Annotated in this window: 1 pseudogene; it reads right to left on the bottom strand. The window is 59.6% G+C overall.

Annotated elements, in window-relative coordinates:
* Window positions 1-493: pseudogene (locus J5M71_RS27550) on the bottom strand (pilus assembly protein PapC); the annotation flags it as partial.

Here is a 493-nt window from a genome sequence, read left to right as displayed (position 1 = left end):
TTTGCAGGTTGAGGGTCTGGCTCCAGTTGCCCAGACTGGAACTGGCTTCCAGGCCGAAGCGCCCACCCAGATCCTGATCCTGGCCGCCATTGAGATTGAGTTGATTGCGCACCATCAGGCCACGACTGCCTCCATCGGGTTGCTCGTAATAACGCTTGGCCTGAACATCGCGCTCGGCATTTTCAGTGAGGATCGAAACCAGCGAACTTTGCAGGTTGTAGTGCACCGCCAGAAACTGAACGGGACATGAACCGCGGCACGCGCCCAGAGGCACACCGGGTTTGAGGTAGCTCGCCCACTTTTCCCGCTCGGCCGGGCCAAAGCGGTTTTCGCTGGTATCGGTGAATTCGAGAAGCGTGATGCGGTCATCTCGCGACAGCACCACCATGGCTTCGCCCAGCGGCTGCTGATCGACTTCGACCCGCACCGCCAGCGGTACATCAAAGAAATGCTCCTCGAAATCCGCCGGCAAGCCTTTGGCCTGCGCCAGCAA

It is taken from the genome of Pseudomonas sp. 43(2021) (genome assembly GCF_017490805.1).
GTDB lineage: Bacteria > Pseudomonadota > Gammaproteobacteria > Pseudomonadales > Pseudomonadaceae > Aquipseudomonas.
The sequence above is the reverse complement of the archived record's forward strand: the minus strand, read 5'-3'. Positions and strand labels throughout refer to the sequence as shown.